The sequence below is a fragment of the Sphingobacterium sp. SGR-19 genome, assembly GCF_011043555.1.
Taxonomy (GTDB): domain Bacteria; phylum Bacteroidota; class Bacteroidia; order Sphingobacteriales; family Sphingobacteriaceae; genus Sphingobacterium.
The window spans coordinates 427,055-447,310 of the sequence record NZ_JAAKGS010000002.1 but is presented as its reverse complement, the minus strand read 5'-3'; the positions used below and the strand labels follow the sequence as shown (position 1 = coordinate 447,310).

17 protein-coding genes are annotated in these 20,256 nt (G+C 44.0%); 8 read left to right on the top strand and 9 right to left on the bottom strand.

Features of this window, described 5'->3' with window-relative positions:
• Window positions 1–2 precede the first annotated feature (2 nt).
• The 5 genes from G5B43_RS05490 to G5B43_RS05470 all read right to left on the bottom strand — a co-directional run bounded on the left by G5B43_RS05490 (window position 3) and on the right by G5B43_RS05470 (window position 8,758).
• Window positions 3–533 (bottom strand): hypothetical protein, encoded by a 531-nt coding sequence (locus G5B43_RS05490; protein ID WP_165293706.1) that lies wholly within the window; start codon window positions 531–533, stop codon window positions 3–5.
• 22 nt (window positions 534–555) lie between these two features.
• Window positions 556–1,536 (bottom strand): deoxyhypusine synthase family protein, encoded by a 981-nt coding sequence (locus tag G5B43_RS05485; protein WP_165293705.1) that lies wholly within the window; start codon window positions 1,534–1,536, stop codon window positions 556–558.
• A gap of 326 nt (window positions 1,537–1,862) precedes the next feature.
• Window positions 1,863–5,735 (bottom strand): caspase family protein, encoded by a 3,873-nt coding sequence (locus G5B43_RS05480; RefSeq protein WP_165293704.1) that lies wholly within the window; start codon window positions 5,733–5,735, stop codon window positions 1,863–1,865.
• On the bottom strand, window positions 5,732–7,774 hold the full coding sequence (locus tag G5B43_RS05475; RefSeq protein ID WP_165293703.1) for a caspase family protein: 2,043 nt from the start codon (window positions 7,772–7,774) through the stop codon (window positions 5,732–5,734). The genes G5B43_RS05480 and G5B43_RS05475 overlap by 4 nt, the downstream gene beginning before the upstream one ends.
• A 12-nt stretch (window positions 7,775–7,786) precedes the next feature.
• Entirely contained in the window at window positions 7,787–8,758 is a 972-nt protein-coding gene (locus G5B43_RS05470) for a hypothetical protein (RefSeq protein ID WP_165293702.1), read from the bottom strand.
• 303 nt (window positions 8,759–9,061) lie between these two features.
• Here G5B43_RS05470 and G5B43_RS05465 point away from each other — a divergent pair, with 303 nt between their 5' ends.
• The 3 genes from G5B43_RS05465 to G5B43_RS05455 are packed head-to-tail and all read left to right on the top strand — an operon-like array spanning window position 9,062 to window position 10,958.
• Complete coding sequence (locus G5B43_RS05465; RefSeq protein ID WP_165293701.1) at window positions 9,062–9,940, top strand: hypothetical protein; 879 nt, start codon at window positions 9,062–9,064, stop codon at window positions 9,938–9,940.
• 23 nt (window positions 9,941–9,963) lie between these two features.
• Window positions 9,964–10,581, top strand: a complete 618-nt coding sequence (locus G5B43_RS05460; protein ID WP_165293700.1) for a hypothetical protein — start codon at window positions 9,964–9,966, stop codon at window positions 10,579–10,581.
• A 41-nt stretch (window positions 10,582–10,622) separates the two neighbouring features.
• Complete coding sequence (locus G5B43_RS05455) at window positions 10,623–10,958, top strand: MerR family transcriptional regulator (RefSeq protein WP_165293699.1); 336 nt, start codon at window positions 10,623–10,625, stop codon at window positions 10,956–10,958.
• A 10-nt stretch (window positions 10,959–10,968) separates the two neighbouring features.
• On the opposite strand, the gene G5B43_RS05450 is transcribed toward G5B43_RS05455, so the two are convergent.
• Together G5B43_RS05450 and G5B43_RS05445 are read right to left on the bottom strand one after the other, a co-directional pair.
• Window positions 10,969–11,463 carry a metallophosphoesterase family protein gene (locus tag G5B43_RS05450; RefSeq protein WP_165293698.1) on the bottom strand — a complete coding sequence of 165 codons (495 nt, stop codon included), beginning with the start codon at window positions 11,461–11,463 and terminating at the stop codon, window positions 10,969–10,971.
• A gap of 1 nt (window position 11,464) precedes the next feature.
• On the bottom strand, window positions 11,465–12,172 hold the full coding sequence (locus tag G5B43_RS05445) for a tRNA1(Val) (adenine(37)-N6)-methyltransferase (RefSeq protein WP_165293697.1): 708 nt from the start codon (window positions 12,170–12,172) through the stop codon (window positions 11,465–11,467).
• Window positions 12,173–12,549: 377 nt separating this feature from the next.
• Here G5B43_RS05445 and G5B43_RS05440 point away from each other — a divergent pair, with 377 nt between their 5' ends.
• Complete coding sequence (locus G5B43_RS05440) at window positions 12,550–13,716, top strand: hypothetical protein (RefSeq protein WP_165293696.1); 1,167 nt, start codon at window positions 12,550–12,552, stop codon at window positions 13,714–13,716.
• A 227-nt stretch (window positions 13,717–13,943) separates the two neighbouring features.
• Here G5B43_RS05440 and mutS read toward each other — a convergent pair whose 3' ends face one another.
• The gene (gene mutS, locus G5B43_RS05435) at window positions 13,944–16,520 is read right to left on the bottom strand and encodes a DNA mismatch repair protein MutS (protein ID WP_240904769.1); all 2,577 of its coding nucleotides are present in this window, start codon (window positions 16,518–16,520) and stop codon (window positions 13,944–13,946) included.
• A 141-nt stretch (window positions 16,521–16,661) separates the two neighbouring features.
• Between mutS and mtgA the strand changes: the two genes are divergently transcribed.
• Entirely contained in the window at window positions 16,662–17,396 is a 735-nt protein-coding gene (gene mtgA / locus G5B43_RS05430; RefSeq protein WP_165293694.1) for a monofunctional biosynthetic peptidoglycan transglycosylase, read from the top strand.
• On the opposite strand, the gene G5B43_RS05425 is transcribed toward mtgA, so the two are convergent.
• Complete coding sequence (locus G5B43_RS05425) at window positions 17,393–17,788, bottom strand: RNA-binding S4 domain-containing protein (RefSeq protein WP_165293693.1); 396 nt, start codon at window positions 17,786–17,788, stop codon at window positions 17,393–17,395. The genes mtgA and G5B43_RS05425 overlap by 4 nt on opposite strands.
• 203 nt (window positions 17,789–17,991) lie before the next feature.
• On the opposite strand from G5B43_RS05425, the gene G5B43_RS05420 reads away from it, so the two are divergent.
• From G5B43_RS05420 to folP, 3 genes are all read left to right on the top strand, one after another.
• A complete protein-coding gene (locus G5B43_RS05420) occupies window positions 17,992–18,813 on the top strand; it encodes a 2,3,4,5-tetrahydropyridine-2,6-dicarboxylate N-succinyltransferase (RefSeq protein ID WP_165293692.1) in 822 nt (273 codons plus the stop codon).
• Window positions 18,813–19,394 (top strand): L-threonylcarbamoyladenylate synthase, encoded by a 582-nt coding sequence (locus G5B43_RS05415; protein WP_165293691.1) that lies wholly within the window; start codon window positions 18,813–18,815, stop codon window positions 19,392–19,394. Before G5B43_RS05420 ends, G5B43_RS05415 begins: the two co-directional genes overlap by 1 nt.
• 96 nt (window positions 19,395–19,490) lie before the next feature.
• On the top strand, window positions 19,491–20,252 hold the full coding sequence (gene folP, locus G5B43_RS05410) for a dihydropteroate synthase (protein ID WP_410528478.1): 762 nt from the start codon (window positions 19,491–19,493) through the stop codon (window positions 20,250–20,252).
• Window positions 20,253–20,256 lie beyond the last annotated feature (4 nt).

Here is a 20,256-nt window from a genome sequence, read left to right as displayed (position 1 = left end):
TCCTACGAATTAATAAACGTCTTAAATTCGTTCCAGAACATTTTTTTCTTTTGTACATCAGCAAACATCTCCTCAAAGCTGAAGGTATTGAAGACTGTCGCCACCCGTCCTTTCATATACGCGTTGTGTGCAATGTCGGGAAGCTTGAGCGAGACGGGTTCGACACCAAGCAAGGTAATCTTGGTCGGTTCAAAAAACTGCATAATCCGCTTAAAATCGTTGGGATTGTGCGGATTTGCCAAATTAACGACCGCTACATTTTTAAACGACAGATGGAGCGCACCTAAGGTTTTCACAAAAGCCTCTTCCGCTTGTGGTGAAAAATAAGGATAATCAGGATAACGTAAGATAAATAATATACCCGTAGATTTATCGCCTTGGTAAATAAATTCTGCTCCCTCTCCTCCTTTGGTCTCATCCACGACATTTCCTGACCGTGAAGCTACAGCTACTTCTTCCTTTTTGGAAACGAAAAGAGTTTCTGACATTAACGCTTGAAGTGCAACAGGGTTGTCTGTTTTCAAATGACTCATAGGGAGAGGGAGGGAAGAAAGATTAATGTCCTAAAATATAAGAGAAAATCAACGGCGCCACAATAGTAGCATCAGACTCCACTACAAACTTCGGTGTATCTATATCCAATTTACCCCAAGTAATTTTCTCATTGGGAACCGCACCTGAATACGAACCATAAGAAGTCGTTGAATCCGATATCTGACAGAAGTAAGCCCAAAAAGGTACATCTTCCCATTCTAGATCCTGGTACATCATCGGTACAACACAGATAGGAAAATCTCCGGATATACCACCAGCAATCTGGAAGAATCCTACGCCTTTACCACCGGAATTAGCACGATACCATTCGGTTAAATAGATCATATATTCAATACCTGACTTCACTGTGCTGGCTTTCAGATTACCTTTAATTACATTGGAAGCAAAGATATTTCCCGTTGTAGAATCCTCCCATCCCGGACATACGATAGGAAGGTTTTTCTCCGCCGCGGCGACAATCCAAGAGTTCTTCGGATCAATTTCGTAGTATTGTTCCAATACACCCGAATTCACCACTTGATATAGAAACTCATGAGGCAGATAGCGTTCGCCTTTTTCCTCAGCAGCATGCCAAACATCTTCTAAATGCTTCTGTAAACGGCGAAAAGCTTCCTCTTCCGGAATACAGGTATCCGTTACGCGGTTATAATGCTGGTCTAACAATTCACGCTCTTGCTCCGGCGTCAGATCACGATAATTGGGTACACGCTTATAATGGGAATGCGCGACTAAATTCATTACATCTTCTTCCAAATTCGCACCAGTACAAGAAATAATATGGACTTTATCTTGACGGATCATTTCCGCCAGTGAAATTCCTAATTCGGCTGTACTCATAGCACCGCCCAAAGAGATTAACATCTTTCCTCCTTCCAATAGGTGGGTCTCATATCCTTTAGCCGCATCTACCAAAGCAGCTGCGTTGAAATGTAAGTAGTTTTTCTCTATAAATTGAGAAATAGGACCTTTTTGTGTACTCATAGTTTCAAGTTTTCTATTCTATTAGCAAAGGTACGCATTACTTCCTCTTCAACAAACGACTAAAAACAATCCCGAAAAAAACCAATATGATAACCAAAATGGATAGGATAACAATCTCCTCCCTTCCTATTGTCCATGTAAGTATATGCATACTCAAACCTAAATAAATTCATTTTTATATGCAACTTAATTGCGCAGTATATAAAATGAATCTATTTCGCTCCTCTGCCATTCAAGGCTTATTTTATAGAGGAAATGTATTAATTTTTTCGATAGCTATCTAAGGCTATCTCTTCGATGCCTCTGACGTAGTTATTCCTAAGTTGTTACTTTCTGAATTCTTTATACCGGTCTAAAAACAATTTATATTTCTCTTCGTCGCTTAATTTTGACTCACCTTCCAATGGTTGATAACTGAAGGTATATAGGTATCGTGGAAAGGAACTCTCAGAAAACCAGATATTTTCGGCATTACGACTAAGTGTGAAACTCGGCACCTGATATCCACGGCTCAGGCGTTGCACTTCCCGCTGTATATAATGCTGAAGCTGGGGCACCGTTACGGTAGAAGATTCACCGTACTCCCGTTTGGCCGTACTGTCATCCATCGCTATGGTCATCAAATCGCCCTGAACATTATAGCGATCAGTCGCCTTCGCCAAACCGAGCCCTTTGATGAGCGCATAAGTAAAAAGTCCGTTCTGTAGACGGTTGTTTTCCAATGCCAAGTTGTTGCCCAAAGCGGCCGAAAGTACACTCACATGGTTATCATACGCCAAAGACGAAAACGTTTGTTGCATAAATAAGAACACATCCTGCTCCCGTAGACGAACCGTTGTATTCGTGTTTCTGACACCCCCACCTCGGGCTCCCTGAACACTGACTGTCCCCTCAGAGGTAACAGCGTCGGCACGGCCGATGCTGACCGTACTACGATCCACCAGTCCACTATGGCAGGCATCCAACAGCAACAGCTTGTTACGCACGGATAATTGTTCCAGTGTCGACATAAGCGTTTCGTAAGCTAGACCATATGCGGCAGGCCTGTCAAAATCCATATTGTACGTGGCATAGTGGAAGTTAGCGTCATCATCCAACAAGCCATGACCAGCAAGATATAGAATGAAGACGTCGTCTTTACCAAGAGTGGACGCCATCTGTATTTCTTTAAGCAGTGCATCACGCTGTACCTGCTCGTTGAGAAGTGTGCGGACAACCACCGTGTCGTAGTTTTCTTTATAGGTGAACACGCGCGTCATATCTTGGGCATCCTTCGCGGCAAATTGGAGTCGTTGAGTAGTGTCCTGATAGTCGGATACACCCGCAGCGAGTAACCACAATGTTCTGGGTTTCTTAACTTGCGTAAAATCCGCACGATATTGCAAATTGACAGGCGGGGCGTAGCGATGATCTGCACTGACTGCCTGCAGTTGAATGTGGTTATGCCCCGAATCCAGCGGAACCTTTACCCTGAGCTCACGTGTACGGTGCGCAACTGTCAGACCTGCTTTACCGTGAATAGCATACCCATTGACGGTAACAAAAAGGTGTTCAATCGGCGATCCTCCGTCCAAATACACCGGAATCTCCAACTGGTCGGCGTGCGTGTGGAATCCAATACCAATAGCTGGTTCTATCCGAATACGCGGTGGAACGCTATTGACAGCAGCGTCGCTGAAGTCGTAGTCATATTGCCGTAACCGCTTCTCGTAAGCTTTTTCATAAAGCGCAGCGGTCACACTACGATCGTCGCCAAATAGCCGTAAAAAGGTATGCGGTCTATTGTAATATACATCCTGCCGACCTACGGGATGGTAGTCGAAGGCTGATAGGAAGTTAATCTGCGGCACCAACTCTTCCGTGGCGAAATAGCAGGAATCGGTAAAGAAACTTTGTGAAACACCTTCCAATTGATGAGACACTACTTTATTGGTATCGCCCAGATCATAATAATAAAGCAATCCGTCTTGCTGTAACGCAGTAATCCGTCGGTCGTCGACCAGCAGCTGTGTTGCCGGATAGCCACCACGCGTAGGGATAGCGCGATAATTATCCGTCCCTACATCCATAAGCAGGATAGTAGGTTGATATTCATTGCGCATGCCGAATGACACTGCGCGCGCTAAACGTGTACTGTCGCCCACTAACTCCTCATTCACCACATTGAAGGAGTAAGACAACGCCAAATGCTTAAAGTCTGTTGTTAATGCAAAGACAAGAGGCCGTATAGGGATTGTCGCCAAGGTATCTGTAGCATGGCTGTTTAATACCACTTGAGCCAGCGTAAACGTCTGCAGTCCATCGGGATTGTACTGCTGAAACGCAAATCGGGCGGAAGCGCTGTCAAACTGAAGCCGATTGGGCATATAATACGACGCGTCCAGTCCGGTTTGCAGAACATGCTTATCGTCAAAGCGGTCGGTAGACACATATACTATTTCAGCGTTGCTGCGTCTATAGGCCAACCACGCACCATCTTTCGAAAACAGATAAGGCGATTCCGCAAAAAACTGTATTGAATCGGCCAGCAAGACCCTACCGTCCATGTTACTCACCGCAAGTTGCTGGGTAAACATATTGCTCCGTACGTGAGTCGTTTTCTGCCAAATCAGGAACTGTCGCCCCGAGTGGATTCGTTTAAGTTCATATCCATGCAGATGTTTAAAGGAAATAAAGCCCTCAAAACCCGTTTGGGTACTGTCAATCCGAAGCAGTGCGGCACTATCGCCAACCAACGCGGTCGCCAACCAACTTGTTTCGGGCAAAGCATCGTCAATAAGCAGTCCGTATCTTTGCTGTCCTGCCTGCAACGTATCGTTGAACGATCTTTGGGGCAACTGGTTACGATTCAAAAAATCGCTTACCTCCATAGATAGCCCTGTACCATAATGCAGGAATCGGTTTTCCAACCTACTCGGTGTCATCACATGTGACCAACTACTGATGTATCCGCCAGAAAAATCGTGGATACGGAAACTATAGTCGCCCACGGCACTAAGGGTACCTCCAAGCAGCGCGCCCATTCGCGCATTGTCCCTAGCATAATTCGCTGATCTGATCCCTGCTTTCCAATCGAATTTATACAGTCCGGCTCCGGTGTTTTGCATATACCACTGGTAGATATTTTCTTCCTGAGCCTTTCCTGCCAATAATAGAATGTCGTCGTTGAGAAAGTGCAGACCATTCGCGATATCGAGCCCGAGGTTTCCGTAGCTGGTAGATTGTGTAAAGACTTTTGTCTCGGTTTCCAAATCATAAATATCAAGCGTAGAACGACCAGCTATTGCCAAATAACGGCCGGAAGGCGACAAGGCCGCGGCAAGTTTCCCTGCAGCGAATTCACCACTCAGCTGTACAGCTTGCGAATATGGGGACGTATCTATGAATTTGTGCACAAATACCGCATATGGTGAACTGTATTTATATGTATAGACGATACCCCGATCGTTGGGTAGAAACAAGATATCGTTGACCTCCCGCGCTACATACTCCGCGGGTCGTTCCGAGCGGAATATACATTTGAGGTTTTGCATATCAAACACCTCTACCCCGCCCCACTCATATCCAATAGCAATCTTGCTTTCATCGGGGGAGAGCCGGAGGCAGACCGCTCCCGGCTGTTTTAGATTGACCGTGCGGGCGCTATCGTCGATATAGACAGCTAAAGCGCCCCAAAATACACCTCCATTTTCATAGAATGGCTTTTTGCCGCTACGTATTAGCGCTAAGCCATTGTCCTTTCGCAATAAATGTATACGCTCTGTGGTCACGGTCGTGTCCGACTGGTAGAAATGCGTACCCGACACGCGACCGTAAACATCATATACGCCATTTTTGCCGTTATCAAAAGAATCCGTCCGCATAACCCAGAATTTGTTCCGGTTGACGTGGATATCGATATTGGACTGGTAGAACGAAGTCGCCGTTGGCTGGACGATTGGATTCCAGATATCCATAGGAACTGTCGGGAAACTACGTATAGGACGCATATTATCCGTATCCCATACGACCACGGTACCCGAGGCATCATAAGCAAAAAGCATCGCCGAATCCCGGTCGAAATAGGATGCTGTTATTTGCTGTGTATTGCCCAACGCCGGCGCGAAGCGGGACTGTCGCACTTGCGCGTGACCATCGAAGAGAAGACCTACAAAGGTCAGTACGGCGATTAACCGGAATAACAGGAATTTGTTCATCATCTTTTTTCCACGATCTTGAACACCACGGAGGAGATGCTACCATCTGATGTAGCGGCTTTGCTGCTACTGGTGCCTCCTCGGCTGGTCATCTCCTCATCGAAGGCAGTCGAAACTAACGATTCCAAATCGGTAAGTACGCCCCTTGCGCCGTTTCGTACCGATTTTGGTGTCGCTACCTGCTCCAGATTAATCAATTCACGTGAAGCAAAAAACAAGAATGTTTCGATGCCATATGGTGGACCGATTGCAATAGGAAACTGATCGAATAACCGTTCACCGTAGCCTTCAATGCGGAGTTCTTCCGGTGTAATAGGTGGGTGAACCTGCGTATTTGGAAAAATAGCATTAATCACCCCATTAGGTTGGAGATCCAACACATTGACGTATACGGGCCAGCGGGTCTTATTTTTAATCCGCAGCACAAACTCATCCCCTGGGGCAAATGCATATTGTCCAAGATCCATATAGGCTGGAATAGCCGTGGTATCCGGACGACCATTGACTACTGGGATCAGCTGTATGTCTAACATGCCATTATCGCCATCATACAGGGATCGCAAAAATTGATAACGTGTAAAATCCCGGATCCGTTCCTGAAGATCGTATTCATCCGCTACTTCCACAAAATCCTGTCCATCGCCAGCCATCTTCAATACAGGTCCATATTGGCCGCGCACTAAAGCCAGATCCGGCGGACCTTCAAAAGAAACAATCGGCATATCTGCTAGCGCAGCGCGGTAGGTTTCGATTTCAGCCGCGGAAAGGTGGTTCGATATCCCCCCTCGCGTAGGATTCGGATCTGCAAAAGCCAGTACAACGGGCGACAATTTACTGGTTTTACTTTTAAGGAAAACCCACGCTTTCGCTCGCTCGGAATGTCTAAGTCCCAAAGGTGCGTCTAGCTTTACGGTCGCCGAGAAATTACTGGCACGCGTCACCAATCCCTCGGCAATAGGTTTACCGGCCTCCATAGAGGTCGTACCGCTAGGGTAAATGGCTACCACCGCACTATCGGCAAGCCCGTTTAGCAGTCCGGCACGAATCTCGATATCGGTACCCGAGGGTGCAATACGGCTCACCTCGAAATAGGATGTCTGCTGTACAAGATCGCCCCCAAACAGTTCGCGATCCAACCCGGTACCTTCAATCACTGGATTCTGCCGGGCAGCCCGCTGATTGACGGTTGCCTGCACCTGAGCGTAGAAATTGCGGTAGGTCGTTCCGGGAACCAAGTTCTCCAAGGCCTTACTAACAGCCAAGGTAAGTGTCCCCACACCTCGGCCTTGCTCATCGCGGGTCTCGTAATTGAGCTCTTCCGCTCGTGAGGCGCTAATAACAACATAGCTTGCGAGATTATCACCGCCACCCCTCGAACCGGGTTCCTGAAACACACCTTCATCCTGCAAGCGATATCTACCGGCATCAAATTTGGGTGACAGCAATGGTGGCGCGCCGCCTCGTACAATGGCCGTTCCACGCGTGCCGCTGCCCGAATGACAATTGTCCATGAAGACCACAATATCTCCCTCGCTGTCAAGCCGCTCGCGCAGCTGCTGCATATATCCCCCAAACTCATCATCACGGAAATAATCCAGCTGTAGCGTTTCAAAATCAGTAGTAGCCGTTCGCGGGGGCAGTTGTGCACCATAGCTCACAATGGTCTCGTCGAGTCCATCGATTTCATCCCCGTTGTCATCTTCAATCTGGGCTCCATGGGCACTAATATGGATGGTTACGACATCGCCCGGTCCGGCGTCGCGAACCAAGTGGTCAAAAGCCGATCGGATGCCCGTCATTGTAGCCTGTTCGTTTAGTAGAAGCCGCGTATCGTCTCCGGTGAAACCCTGACGGCGCAATGCAGGCAGGATATATGCCGTATCGTTAACGCTGGAAATAGATGACCAAGATTTGCCTGGACCATGATCTTTATACTCACCAATGGCGATGACCAATGCCCGTTTAGTTTGAGCCGTTCCCTGACTAAACGATAGCAGCCCAACTCCAAGTAACAAGCTTAAGTAGAAAAACAATTGTTTCATAGCGTACCTGGGTTATTGAAGCGATTTGATGCCCTTGCCTGCGGCATCAATGAGCACACCACTATTTTCCATCAATATTTTATTCACAAAAACGTCTTTGGAGGATTCCTTTACTTTGACGACAATGGAATATAGACCACGGCTGTACAAGTGCGCCGGTTCGCCCGCTTCGTCTAGGTAATAACTATAGGAGCGTGGCACGATAAAACTTTGTCCTTTACAAGGCTTATCCGCATGTCGAGCATAGTATATAGCATAACCATCATCTGATTTATCGAGCGGTGCGTCGCGGAGGCTATAGATAAAAGTTCCCAGTTTCACTCGTTCATTTAACGTACCTTGCTGCGACACATACGATGTATAGAGACTAATTTCAAAATCTAGATTCAGCTTCTTTCCGTTATTGAACGGAACCTTTGCTTTGGCATAGTTGAGCTTAATTTCCTTTAGCTTGAGGCGGAAAATCGCGTTCTGATAAATTTCTTCAGGATTGTCCAAAATGGGTTCAAACACTGCATGCATAGCCGTATCTGTTTGGCCTTCGGCGTTGGCAAACGTACGGGTTACTTCAAAACCGGTGAACTGCATACCGATCGGATCAAACACCGCATTGGTAGAATTCTTATCGTAGAAATACATATCGTTGAGCGCAAAGCTGTAGTCAGCCTGGTACTTCTTCTTGTCATTCTCGATGAGTTTATGGATTCCATCGGTAGCTAGTGAAATTAATTTATCAGTGCCCGGCAGCAATCCCCTCGCCGGTTCACCTCGGCCCAACGCAGCCCAATAGGCGGCTTGTGGACCGTAGTCCATCACCATCGCGTAGGTGATCACTTCTTTTTCTGGGGTGAGTGCCGCGGTATGACGTTCTGCCTTCTTTTTTGATCCGTATTTGGATCCGATACAGCCGGTATATAGATAGCACAAGGTCGTACAGCAGGCCATAATAAGTGCTGTGCGCAGAAAAGGGTTAATATTGCTCATCGGTTATATTATCTTTAAAATGTATATAGGCACCAAAATAAATAGAATAATCAGCATAAAAAATACCCATTATTGGGTATTCTTTTGTTAAAAATGTTTGCGTAGCTTAGCTTGGTCTCGAGAGATTGGAAATCCGTATAGGTTAATTTAAAAATGATGTTGCAGTATATTTTACGCCCTATTCTCTTTCTTTACTTATGCTTTCTAATTATATCTTGCGGTGTCGCAACAAAAGGCCAACTTCAACAACTTCCCGCCACCTTGCCTCCGGCAAGTTATCCCAAGACAATATGGCTCCCTACAATGGAACAACCACTGGCTTGTGATAAAAATGCGGTGTATGCCAGCTTACCTCTGCTGTGGTCCTCTTTACAGGAACAACTTGGAAATACCATCCGTGCCGATGAGCAATCACCCACGCTACAACAGCTCGCCTACGCCGCGGTTGATAAAAACGGCGTAGATGTTGAGCAATTTCAAGCAACCGTCCATCGCCAAGAAAACACGATCTCCATAACCGCAACATTGGATGCCACCATCCTTTTTGAACCGTATTTTGAACACATGGCATCCGGCACGACATTTAGTGGCATTCCAGTGGAGGCATTTGGTATGAGCGAAAACTCCTTTGACCATCTACATAAGCAAATCGAAATCCACCGCTACCGCGACGATAATCATTTTATTATCGGACTGTTACCGACAGACCGGCAGCAACAGGTCTTAATCTACAAAACCGATAAAAAGTACACTACGTTGGCGGCGATGTATACGGGTCTACAAGACGAAATCCAGCACGGCCGTGCGGACATGACCGTCCCGGATCGTCTATGGCGTTATAGCTGGACTCCATACGACCGGGTCGCCATCCCTCGGATAGTACTCGGTGTTCAAGGAGCGTATCCACAACTATCTGGCAGTATATTACAAAATGGAGAGGAGCAGTTGACATTGGCAAGTGTACACCAGTCAGTAGCCTTTTTATTGAACGAAACAGGTACTAAACTGGCGGCTGAAATGAACAAGGAGGTGGATAGGAATGGTTTGCCTCGAGCTGCATTCACACCGAAAACTATGATGCTAGATAAACCTTTTTATATCATCGTCAAAAAAAAGGATGATAACCTTTCTCCCTACCTCGTGCTATGGATCAACAATACCGAGTTATTGGAGATAAAATAAACCAGCGACACAAAAGAACAACGATGAACAACGACAAACGTATACAACTCGAGCAAAAACGCCAACAGCTACAGGTAAAGATAAAAGCAGAAGCGTATATAGACCAGTATATAAAACCTATGCAGGAGATATTCGATTGTATACGCCAGCAGGGGGTCGCTTACCAAATCGCCGGACTCGCATACGTACCTGCGGAATATCATGTCCATGTAGAACAAACTATAACTCAAACTCCCTACGATGCTTACGGATTCCAGCCGGATCACCTGCAAAAGTTCCATTTGGCACATTTGATCAATACCATATTCGATCGGTTCCCGTCTATTAACCCTTTGCGCTATGTACCAGATTTACCGGAGTATGCAAATTACCATGGCGTCTCGTCGGATGGTGCCCGCAATGGATTACACCGAGTAATACAGGAACTCGGTCTAATGGATCAACAAGTCTACGTATATTACCTAAACTATGGGGTTGTACTGCAACTATCTCTTACCGAACTTTCCAACCACGAACACGAGGATCTATTCAACCCCTGGCATGGCGACGTTATGATTTTCGCTGACCACGCAGATTGGTTGATCTCATTTACCTTAGAAGAAGAATGGTTGGGGGGAAACTTTTTTAAAATCCAAACTTAGATTGTATATTTGTTTGTTAAGGTTACAAATTCTCGGAAGATATGCCGTACAAAGAACGTGAAATAAACAAGTTATACTATACCATGGGTGAGGTAACCGCTATGTTCGGTGTAAATGCATCACAGATACGTTTTTATGAACGGGAGTTCGATATTATACAACCGAAAAAGAACAAAAAGGGGAACCGTCTTTTCACACAAGAGGACATCGCCAACCTCAAAATTATCTTCAATCTGGTAAAAGATAAAGGCTACACCCTACAAGGCGCAAGAGATTATATCCGATCCAACAAAAATGAAGTAAAAGAGAATCAGCGGGTTATTGATTCGTTGGAACGGTTAAAAAAGTTCTTACTCGAGGTTCGAGATAGCCTGTAGGACTCGCGACCTATCGTATTCCCAATTCGATCACTTCCAAGTTTTCTATCTTATCACCATTGATATCGAAACGCATTAACGTACGCACCTTATGCCATCCTTGCTTACCTGCGGCACCCGGATTGAGATGCAGTAACCCCAGTTTCGGATCAAACTGTACTTTTAAGATATGGGAATGTCCACAGATAAAAAGCTTTGGTGGATTAAGAACGATCTCAGGTTTCACTTGCGCCGAGTAACGCCCTGGATAGCCTCCAATATGCGTCATCCATACATCTACCTCTTCACAATAAAAACGTTGATGCTCGGGACATGCTACACGTACATCTTTTCCATCGATATTACCCCATACGCCCTTAAAAGGCTTAAAAGCCGCTAACGTATCTGCTATAGCGACAGACCCGAAATCACCCGCATGCCATATCTCGTCACACTGATCGAAATATTTGAAAACAGCATCATCAAGAAAACCATGGGTATCCGATATAAGTCCAATTTTTCTCATGTCAGAACGCTAAAAAATAAGGTTTCAATAACGTTTTATAGTGGTCGGAATAAATTCCTCTATCTGCATAAATATGAAAATCCTGCGTTTCTAGAGGTCGTGCCTTCTTTCCAATCCCCCATACTTTCCTAATCGGGATTTCCCCCGAAAAAGAAGATATAGTCGTTTCATGTTGTATATACAGCTTGTAATCGGAAAGAATCGGAGCAATCGCTTCGTCTGCCAACGCAGACGGAATGATCAGCTTAAATTGCCCGTTATCTGTTAAGTAGCGCGATACAAAAGACAACAGTTTTTCAAAAAATAACATGTCCGTATGTTTTGCTAGACGTTTTCGTGTATCGGGATTATGAAGTGAATTGGTATAAAATGGTGGATTCGATACGATCAAATCATAAGCTAATTCCGGTTGAAGATCCACAAATGAGCCTAGAAACACCTGCAGACGTTCCGCAAAATCTGATTTTTGAAAATTAATATTGGCTTGCTGATAAGCATCCTCTTCAATTTCGACAGCATCGATAAAGGCATGGGGATGACTTTGCGCGAGCATCAATGCAATAACACCCGTACCCGTTCCGATATCCAATATACGTCTCGCGTCGGGAAAATACGTTGAGCTACCCAACAGTACACCATCCGTATTAATTTTCATCGCACAATTGCCTTGATCTACCTCAAACTGTTTAAAACGAAAAACTGAACGCATACTGCAAAAGTACCTTTTCTTCTGCTCCTTTTTTAGAAAAAGGAGCGCAAACCGACTGAAAGGAGCTCATGAACACCAAAACAAACACTTGTTCATAAAATCGCCGCTTCGAATATTTTACATTTGGGATAGTACTAAGAATTAGTTTGTACAGTTGTAAAACATTCGGATGCGGCCGTTCTAATGTTAAGGGAGAGACAGTACAATTGCACAATCTTTCCTTTAACCTTTAAGGTCGCATATGGATATTTGAGGTTTGTAGAACTATCCTCTTTGCACTACAAATCCTCTCAAATATCCAAAGCGACGATTTTTTTGTTACTTTTTTGAGGGAAAAAAGTAAAATTTCCTTACTTTGGTTTGCGATTTGTTACACCATGGCTAAATTTTTAACATTTCTTCTGTTTATGCAGCTTGCTTCCTTTCCCATTTATAGTTATGGGGAAGAACACCATATATCTAGAAGATGGCAGAATTGCGAACAAGTAACAAAAGTAGCCTTGGACAAATTGGTTGACATTTTCCGCAAAAATGATTTTGAAAACCTAGATCCTGTTTTAAATACGATTCAGAGCGGCTGCGGTGAAAATGAGTTTATACAGCGTGTCCGTATTCTCCGTTTATTGATCGAGAAAAAAACGACCGGAGACATTATTGCTGATTATTTAGCAAAAAATTATCAAGAGGTATTGGTGATGCGCTGGGACTATTCTGTCGAAGAAAAGTATGCACAAATTTATCAAAACAACAAGGCTGATTTTGATTTTGTTCCTCTAAGACATTCGATTGATTCGCTCATTAAAATAAAAGCAATAGCACTACTGAACTCACCATCTTATAACCTGACCGAACAGGAAGAAAAAATCACACTGTTATTTGCTGATCATATTGATGAATTTTATCAGGTACACAGTGGAACGACACCTCAAACATCAAGTAAGAATAAATCAAGGTCGACATCTGACGGCTATTACGGTAAATATCGACATGGTGTGAATGTTTATGCGGGTGCTGAATTTCCGTTAACTGGCTCCGACCCTGTATTTAAAACAAGTACAACGTTAGGGGTATTCTTTTCTTCCAGGCTCTCCGACCCTTTCCTGTTTGAGGCAGGAGTAAAGGTACGCATCAACAGCAACGACAGGGAGGTAGAATATAGGTTATACGATGAGGTAGAAGTCATTCGATCAATGGCAAGTCTTGGCATCGGCGGTACAGTGGCTTATAAGGTTTTCGACAACGATAAATTTATTGTAGCCCCAAAAGCGGGTCTATTCTGGGAAATGGCAACGACAGGGCTTTCAGAAGTCAATGAAGGCTACTACGATGATGGTTATGACTATTACGAAACACGATCTGTGCGTCATTTCTATATCAATACGATGCGCAGTACCTTGGCGCTAGCCGCTATGCGCCATTTTGCTGGAAAAACCTATATTGGATTGGAAGCAGCTTATCATTTCGTCCCCTATAATTGGGATAATAATCTTATTACATCGATACAGCCCAACTACGGCAGTTTGCAATTGTTTTTCAGATTCTAGACAAAACTTCAATATTCTACGGTCGCACTCCCCCCTTCTCCATCCTATGCTTATTGCACAAAGAAAATAACGCGCTATACGAGATTGCACCACCCCTTCCTTAACATTAAAATGCCGCATTCGAATGTTTTACAACTGTACAAACTCATTCTTAGTACTATTCCAAATGTAAAACATTCGAAGCGGCGAGGTTTTTGCCAACTTTTTTACGGGAAAAAAGTTGAAGATTAATTCTTTAATAACCGCTGTATCTCATCCAGCTTCATAAGTGCTTCTACCGGTGTCAGCGTATTTACATCCAGATTATTCAGCATATCCCTTATTTTTTCCAAAATAGGATCGTCAATAGCAAACATCTGAAGTTGATAGGCTTGTTTTTGCATTTTACGCATGCTATCTTTAATCTGCTCACCTCCCGTACGTTCTTGCTCCAACCGTTTCAAAATTTCGTTAGCCCGTCCGATTAATTTCGGCGGCATTCCCGCTAATTTAGCTACGTGGATACCAAAGCTATGTTCTGATCCTCCCGGAACAAGTTTCCGCAAGAAAATCACCTTATTATTCATCTCCTTGACCGTCACATTGAAATTTTTGATACGCGACATCGAATTAGTGAGTTCATTGAGTTCGTGGTAATGCGTTGCAAAAAGTGTCTTGGCGCGTGCAAAAGAATGATTATGAAGAAACTCCGCAATGGCCCATGCGATAGATATACCATCATAGGTGCTTGTTCCCCGTCCAATTTCATCCAACAATATCAACGATCTGTCGGACAGGTTATTCATAATGCTGGCGGTTTCATTCATTTCTACCATGAACGTAGATTCTCCGGAGGAAAGATTGTCCGAAGCACCGACCCGTGTAAAGATTTTATCCACCAAACCGATGGACGCTTCCTTCGCAGGTACAAAACAACCAATCTGTGCCATTAGCACAATGAGTCCCGTCTGACGCAACAAAGCCGATTTACCTGCCATATTGGGTCCGGTAATGATAATGATTTGTTGGGTTTCTGGATCCAATAACGTATCGTTCGTAATATAATCTTCGCCTATTGGCAGATATTTTTCAATAACGGGATGCCTACCTCCCTTAATGTCAAGCACTTTTCCTTCACTGAGTTGAGGCTTCACATAATAATTCTTCTCGGCGATCAATGCAAAGTTCAGCAACACGTCCAACTTCGCTATCAATTGTGCATTCAGCTGAATAGGTTTGATATAGGCAGCAATATCAAGCAGGAGTTCTGCGTAAATACTGTTTTCAATAGTCTGTATTTTTTCCTCCGCTCCTAATATCTGCTCTTCATATTCTTTTAACTCTTCCGTGATATAACGTTCGGCATTTACCAACGTTTGTTTACGAACCCAAGATGTTGGCACCTTATCTTTGTGTGTATTCGTCACCTCCAAATAGTAACCAAACACATTATTGAACGCTATTTTCAAAGACGGTATACCAGTCGCTTCCGACTCCCGACGTTGAATTTCTAGTAGATAATCTTTTCCACCAAAAGCTACCTTACGTAACTTGTCCAGTTCCTCATCCACACCGTCGGCAATCACATTTCCTTTGTTAAGCGCCACTGGAGGTTCCACTTGCAGGGTTTGTTCCATTTTATCACGGATAATCTGGCAGATGTTCAACTGCTCCGAAATAACACGTAAAGCTTCCGATGTCTCCTGATCCGTCAAGGCTTTCAATTTCTCTACAACGTATAAGGCCCGCTTCAACTGTGTAATTTCGCGAGGATTCGCTTTTTGTAAACCAATTTTGGAAATCAAACGTTCCAGATCACCGACCTGTTTGATTTCCTTTATCAGTACGTCCCGTAGTTCGCGGTTGCGATAAAAATACTCCACGACGTTCAGTCGTTCGTTTATAGATTTCAAGTCTTTCAACGGCATGACCATCCAACGTTTCAACAGACGAGCCCCCATGGGTGAAGCCGTTTCGTCGAGTATGTCAACGAGTGTTGCGGCATTTTCATTCGCAGAACCGATAAGTTCTAAATTACGTATCGTAAAACGATCCAGCCACATATAGTGATCTTCCTCTATACGGGAAATATTCGATATGTGTTGCAGATTGCGGTGTTCTGTTTCGTTGAGATAATGTAGAGCAACACCGGCGGACAAGATACTCAACGGCATCCGCTCAATACCGAAACCTTTCATAGATTTAACCTCAAAATGCTTCAATAAAGTCTCCGTCGCGTAATCCCCCGTGTAGGGCCATTCATCTAATGTATACGTGTAGTATTGGCTACCAAACTGTTCCAAAAAGTCTTTGTATTGTTTTTTGGGTAGGATAATTTCTGTTGGCTTAAAACCCTGCAACAATTTATCTACATAATTGGCATTTCCTTGTGTTACCAAAAACTCTCCGGTAGATATATCGAGAAAAGCCACGCCATATTGCCCCCTTTCATTAAAAATCGACGCCAGATAATTGTTGGCTTTCTGCTGGACAATGTTGTCATTATAAGAAACTCCCGGTGTTACAAGTTCCGTAACGCCACGTTTGACAATGGTCTTGGTTTGTTTGGGATCTTCTAGTTGGTCACAAATTGCAACGCGCTGTCCCGCGCGTACCAACTTCGGCAAATAGGTTTCCAGAGAATGGTGAGGAAAGCCAGCTAATGCTGTTTCCGATTCCGTTCCATTTCCTCTCTTGGTCAATACAATACCCAAGATTCCCGCTGCTTTGACAGCGTCTTCACCGAAAGTTTCGTAAAAATCGCCTACTCGAAACAGCAATAATGCACCAGGATATTTCGCCTTGATCGTGTTATATTGCTGCATTAAAGGTGTTTGCTTCTTCGCCTTTGCCAATGGTTTTATGATTTTTAATGAACCGTAAAAATAAGGGAAATGATGTGATTTGGCAAGGTGAATGATTTTTTGGAAAAAATCTTCTAGTTTTGCTTATCGAACCAGAAAAAAATGGCAATCAAACGGGCTTCCAAGAAAAAAAACATCAAGAAAAAAACACCCAGTAAGACGTGGCGCACAACGATCAAAAAATGGTCGATCCGTCTTATCATTGTTTTTTTTGGGCTGACTATCACTTGGGTATTATTACTTACTTTTATCAATCCTCCCCTCACCTATCTCCAGCTCAAACGGGCTTTTGAGCGAAAAGCCATCGGAAAAGAATGGAAAATAGACAAGCAATGGCTCGATTACGAAGATATATCGGACAACCTCAAGCGCGCTGCTATTGCAGGCGAGGACGCCTATTTCCTAACGCACAGCGGCTTCGACACAAAAGCCATTCAGAAAGCGATGGAAAGAAATCAAACCGGCAAATCATTACGAGGAGGCAGTACCATCAGCCAGCAAGTTGCCAAAAATGTGTTTCTATGGCCGCAGCGTTCCTGGTTAAGGAAAGGTTTGGAAGCTTATTTCACGGTGCTGATAGAAGCTTTCTGGAGCAAAAAGCGCATTTTAGAGGTATACCTGAATGTCATTGAAATGGGACAAGGCGTATATGGAGCAGAAGCAGCGGCACACTATTATTTTCATAAATCTGCTAAAAGTTTGACAAGAAAAGAAGCCGCATTGATTATTGCCATTCTACCCAGTCCTCAAAAATGGGATGCCAAGCGCCCGTCAACTTATGTCAACCGACGGGCAAATAGCATTGTAAGGTATATGAGTCACTATAATATTCCTTAATCTTCTAGCCAATCCGATTGCAAATCATCAATCTCGCGACGGTCTTTTTTAGTGGGCCTTCCCGTACCACGGTCACGTTTTAATACGGGAGCGTGGAATGTAGATTTAAACGCATAGGTATCCTCTACCGGTGTTTGGTCTTCATAAGACTGAACAGCTGTTTTGGCATCTACCCTGCGTTCCAATAATCCCGTCACGTGGATTACCTTACGCTCGATGCCCTTTTGAATCGAATATGTTTCTCCTATTTTCACCATATAGGAGGGCTTTATATTCTGTCCGTTCAGCTTCACCCGTCCCGCTTTACAAGCTTCAGTGGCCAAGCTTCTTGTCTTGAATATCCGAATTGCCCACAAGTATTTATCTATTCGTAGTTTTTCCGTTTCTGCCATACAGCAAAAATAAGGTTTTTATCTTCTTTTTCCCCGCGAAAAAGAAGCAAAACCGAGCGAAGCGAGTTCATGGATGCCAAAATAAACACGAATCCATAAAGCTCGTCCTTCGGATTTTCGACATTGCATTGTTCCTTCTTTAACTTAAGGAATTTTTTTAAGTTTGTAGTCAACCTTTTCATTTTATAACATTATAATTAAAAATGGACTTACACAAATTGCAAAAATTAATAGAAGATGCTTGGGAAAACAGGCAATTATTAGAATATAAAGAGCATTACGAGGCTGTCAAAGTCGTGATTGACAAACTCGATAAGGGCGAAATACGCGTGGCTGAACCTATTGGTAGCCGTTGGCATGTAAACGATTGGGTCAAAAAAGCTGTTATCCTTTATTTCCCTATCCAAGAAATGAAAGAAATAAACAACAAACCCTTCGTTTATCATGATAAAATGGAGCTAAAGACCAATTACAAAACACTAGGAGTACGTGTTGTTCCTGGAGCAAGTGCACGTTACGGCGCTTATCTGTCGAAAGGTGTCATCATGATGCCTTCTTATGTAAACATTGGTGCGTATGTAGATGAAGGAACAATGGTGGATACTTGGGCTACTGTAGGTTCGTGTGCGCAGATTGGAAAAAATGTCCATCTAAGTGGTGGTGTGGGTATCGGTGGTGTCTTGGAACCTGTACAAGCAGCACCTGTTATCATCGAGGACAATGTGTTTGTAGGATCTCGGGCGATTGTTGTAGAGGGTGTACATGTGGAAACGGAAGCTGTTTTAGGAGCAAACGTGGTATTGACGGCATCAACAAAAATTATTGATGTATCTGGACCAGAACCAGTCGAATACAAAGGTCGCGTTCCGGCACGCTCGGTTGTTATTCCAGGTTCTTATACCAAGAAGTTTGCCGCTGGCGAATACCAAGTACCTTGTGCGTTGATCATCGGTCAGCGTAAAGAGTCGACAGACAAGAAGACCTCTTTGAATGACGCACTACGCGACCATAATGTAGCTGTTTAATGGAAGATGCTACTGTACATAGAGAAGATTTAAACAAAGCCCTCGAAACGTTGAAAAACGGAGGGCTTATTCTTTATCCTACGGATACTATTTGGGGCATCGGATGCGATGCCACTAATGCAGAAGCTGTAGAAAAAGTCTTTGCTTTGAAAGGACGTGAGCAACATAAAAGTTTGATTGTCTTGCTACACAACGACAATCAACTCGCTGGTTATGTCAATGATATCCCTGAGGTTGCCTACGACTTGATTGAATACACAGAGACACCTTTAACCATAGTATATTCGAATGCCAAAAATTTAGCATCGAATGTTATAGCCTCTGATGGCAGTATCGGCATCCGTATCGTACGCCACCCTTTTTGCGAACAATTATTGCAACGTTTTCGTAAGCCGATCGTATCTACGTCTGCAAACATCAGCGGAGACGCTTCTCCCGCTTGTTTCGACGAAATTTCCGAACAGATTAAAGCTGGCGTAGATTATATCGTGGAGTACGGACAGCATGAAAAAGGAGACGGCAAGTCTTCCACTGTAATGAAGCTAGACCCAAGCGGCAAATTTGAGTTTTTACGAAAGTAAAGTTGAGTAGATCCATCCATGAAGCATTTACAAACAACATCTACACAAACTATCAACGCAGGAGGGTGTTTGATCACATTCGAAAAACCCCTAATTATGGGAATTTTGAATGTAACACCAGATTCCTTTTACGATGGCGGAAAACATAATAGTACTGAACAGGCTTTGGTACAAGCAGAACAGCTTATTATGGAAGGAGCTGATATAATCGATATCGGTGCCTACTCTTCTCGTCCGGGTGCGTCTCCAGTCTCTCCCAAAGAGGAAATAAATAGAGCCATCCCTGTTATCCGAGAGTTGGTGAGGAGGCATCCCGATCATATCTTATCTATTGATACTTTTCGTGCTGATGTTGCCGTGGCTTGCGTAGAAGCGGGTGTGCATATTGTCAACGACATTTCTGGAGGTACACTTGATAAAAATATGTTTGATACAGTAGCGCGGTTACAGGTTCCATACATCTTAATGCACATGCGTGGCACACCGGAAACAATGCAGACCTTAACGGTTTACGACGATGTCGTCATCGATGTCGCGACCGCATTGGGAGAAAAGATTTCTGTGTTACGTGCTTTAGGTGTTAAGGATATTATCATTGATCCGGGTTTCGGGTTCGCCAAGACTGTGGAACAAAACCATGAACTTTTACATCGGGTAGATGAGTTGCACTATTTTGGTTTGCCTATATTAGGAGGGGTTTCCCGTAAATCAATGGTTTACAAAAAACTGGGTGTTACTGCAGAAGAAGCATTGACAGGCACGATTGCACTAAACACCCTATTGCTTTCAAAAGGTGTACAATTACTCCGCGTTCACGATGTAAAAGAAGCGAAGCAATTGGTTGAGCTGTTATTTTAGTTAT

Excerpts from the sequence above, each read along its gene's own strand:
- mtgA (WP_165293694.1), top strand. The coding sequence starts at position 16,662 with ATGGCAATCAAACGGGCTTCCAAGAAAAAAAACATCAAGAAAAAAACA.
- G5B43_RS05485 (WP_165293705.1), bottom strand. The coding sequence starts at position 1,536 with ATGAGTACACAAAAAGGTCCTATTTCTCAATTTATAGAGAAAAACTAC.
- G5B43_RS05460 (WP_165293700.1), top strand. The coding sequence starts at position 9,964 with ATGAACAACGACAAACGTATACAACTCGAGCAAAAACGCCAACAGCTA.
- mutS (WP_240904769.1), bottom strand. The coding sequence starts at position 16,520 with ATGCAGCAATATAACACGATCAAGGCGAAATATCCTGGTGCATTATTG.
- G5B43_RS05420 (WP_165293692.1), top strand. The coding sequence starts at position 17,992 with ATGGACTTACACAAATTGCAAAAATTAATAGAAGATGCTTGGGAAAAC.
- G5B43_RS05425 (WP_165293693.1), bottom strand. The coding sequence starts at position 17,788 with ATGGCAGAAACGGAAAAACTACGAATAGATAAATACTTGTGGGCAATT.
- G5B43_RS05450 (WP_165293698.1), bottom strand. The coding sequence starts at position 11,463 with ATGAGAAAAATTGGACTTATATCGGATACCCATGGTTTTCTTGATGAT.
- G5B43_RS05480 (WP_165293704.1), bottom strand. The coding sequence starts at position 5,735 with ATGATGAACAAATTCCTGTTATTCCGGTTAATCGCCGTACTGACCTTT.
- G5B43_RS05470 (WP_165293702.1), bottom strand. The coding sequence starts at position 8,758 with ATGAGCAATATTAACCCTTTTCTGCGCACAGCACTTATTATGGCCTGC.
- G5B43_RS05455 (WP_165293699.1), top strand. The coding sequence starts at position 10,623 with ATGCCGTACAAAGAACGTGAAATAAACAAGTTATACTATACCATGGGT.
- G5B43_RS05445 (WP_165293697.1), bottom strand. The coding sequence starts at position 12,172 with ATGCGTTCAGTTTTTCGTTTTAAACAGTTTGAGGTAGATCAAGGCAAT.
- G5B43_RS05490 (WP_165293706.1), bottom strand. The coding sequence starts at position 533 with ATGAGTCATTTGAAAACAGACAACCCTGTTGCACTTCAAGCGTTAATG.
- folP (WP_410528478.1), top strand. The coding sequence starts at position 19,491 with ATGGGAATTTTGAATGTAACACCAGATTCCTTTTACGATGGCGGAAAA.
- G5B43_RS05465 (WP_165293701.1), top strand. The coding sequence starts at position 9,062 with ATGGAACAACCACTGGCTTGTGATAAAAATGCGGTGTATGCCAGCTTA.
- G5B43_RS05475 (WP_165293703.1), bottom strand. The coding sequence starts at position 7,774 with ATGAAACAATTGTTTTTCTACTTAAGCTTGTTACTTGGAGTTGGGCTG.
- G5B43_RS05415 (WP_165293691.1), top strand. The coding sequence starts at position 18,813 with ATGGAAGATGCTACTGTACATAGAGAAGATTTAAACAAAGCCCTCGAA.
- G5B43_RS05440 (WP_165293696.1), top strand. The coding sequence starts at position 12,550 with ATGGCTAAATTTTTAACATTTCTTCTGTTTATGCAGCTTGCTTCCTTT.